Annotated in this window: 3 protein-coding genes; all 3 read right to left on the bottom strand. The window is 53.7% G+C overall.

The window, feature by feature from the left end; genetic code table 11:
- Positions 1 to 38: 38 nt before the first annotated feature.
- Genes E4P00_RS18810 through E4P00_RS18800 form a run of 3 tightly spaced genes read right to left on the bottom strand, consistent with a single transcriptional unit; the run spans position 39 to position 1,177 of the window.
- Positions 39 to 248: an integrase core domain-containing protein gene (locus E4P00_RS18810; RefSeq protein WP_248132479.1), complete on the bottom strand. Its 210-nt coding sequence runs from the start codon at positions 246 to 248 to the stop codon at positions 39 to 41.
- 39 nt (positions 249 to 287) lie between these two features.
- Positions 288 to 845: an IS3 family transposase gene (locus E4P00_RS18805; RefSeq protein WP_248132482.1), complete on the bottom strand. Its 558-nt coding sequence runs from the start codon at positions 843 to 845 to the stop codon at positions 288 to 290.
- 26 nt (positions 846 to 871) lie between these two features.
- The gene (locus tag E4P00_RS18800) at positions 872 to 1,177 is read right to left on the bottom strand and encodes a transposase (protein WP_248130062.1); all 306 of its coding nucleotides are present in this window, start codon (positions 1,175 to 1,177) and stop codon (positions 872 to 874) included.
- Between the last annotated feature and the right edge of the window lie 69 nt (positions 1,178 to 1,246).

The following is a 1,246-nucleotide window of genomic DNA, read 5'->3' as shown; positions in this document are numbered from 1 at the left end:
TGAACTGGTCCAGTGATTTCGGACATTCTTTTCGGTTTTCACGCCGCTAGCTTTTCCGCCGCTATCGGTGAGTGGTAACCGTTGTAACTGTGGCGCCTTACGCTGTTGTAGCGCGCCACATATCGGTTGATATCTGCCCGAGCTTCGTACTCCGAGCTGTAACCTTTCTCGGGCACCCATTCGGACTTCAAACTGCCAAAAAAACGCTCCATCGGGGCGTTATCCCAGCACTGGCCTTTTCGACTCATGCTCTGCTTCAGCTCATGTGCCTGCATTCAGCCCTGAATTTATGGCTGGTGTACTTGGCAGCCCTGATCGGAATGAAACAGCACACCTTTAGGCCGCCCTCTCAATTCAACAGCCATGCGCAGTGACTCACTTGCCAGCGTCGCATCAGCGACCAGTGAATACGACCATCCCACCACTCTGCGGGCAAACAGATCCAAAACGACCGAGAAGTAGAGCCAGCGCTTACCGAGCTGGATATAGGTAATGTCCGCGCACCAGACCTTGTTGATGTCAGCTACGTAGAACTCGCGCTCCAACTCATGCTCAGCCACCAAAGACTCCACGCCTGACGATTTGTATTTGTGGGGCCTGCGTTGGCGGCTGGCAATCCCGGCTTCCTTCATCAAGCTGCGAGCCATGTAACGCCCCACCTGATGGCCTGCACCTCGCAGGTCTTCAGAGAGGGTTCGTGCTCCAGCCGATCCTCTTGAGGCCTTGTGGTACTTAACTAGAACAACCTTGAGCGCTTCGCGCTTCAGGTTGATTTCCCCCTGGCGCTGACGCCAGGCGTAATAGCTGCTGCGGTTGACTTCAAAAACGCGGCAGCAATCTGTAATGCCGTACTGTTCGCCTAGCTCGCTGATCAGAGGGAATGATCTTTGGAGTCCAAAAGCAGGAGAACACTGGCCTTTTTTAGAATTTCGATATCCCGATCTTTCTGCCTGAGCAGGGCCTGGAGTTCCTGAATTTTCTTCTGGTCGGCAGTAATCGCCTTGGTGCCAGCCATCGTGGATCCGGTGCGCTCTTTGCGCACCTGCTCGACCCAACGACGCAAAGCCGTAGGGCCGATATCCAAACTGGTGCAAATTTCGGGAACAGACAGGTTTTGATCAAGCACCATGCTGACGGCGTTGAGTTTGAACTCGCTGGAATAGGACTTTCGCATCATCTGCACACCTTAGGTTTGGGCGCCATCATAGCGCCCTATTGATGTGTCCAAATTCATTAGGCCAGTTCA

Source organism: Pseudomonas sp. B329 (assembly GCF_023127835.1).
In the GTDB taxonomy this organism is placed as follows: Bacteria; Pseudomonadota; Gammaproteobacteria; order Pseudomonadales; family Pseudomonadaceae; genus Aquipseudomonas; species Aquipseudomonas synxantha_A.
Note: the sequence above shows the minus strand (reverse complement) of the source record. Positions and strands in the feature narration are given on the sequence as shown.

Excerpts from the sequence above, each read along its gene's own strand:
- E4P00_RS18810 (WP_248132479.1), bottom strand. The coding sequence starts at position 248 with ATGAGTCGAAAAGGCCAGTGCTGGGATAACGCCCCGATGGAGCGTTTT.
- E4P00_RS18800 (WP_248130062.1), bottom strand. The coding sequence starts at position 1,177 with ATGATGCGAAAGTCCTATTCCAGCGAGTTCAAACTCAACGCCGTCAGC.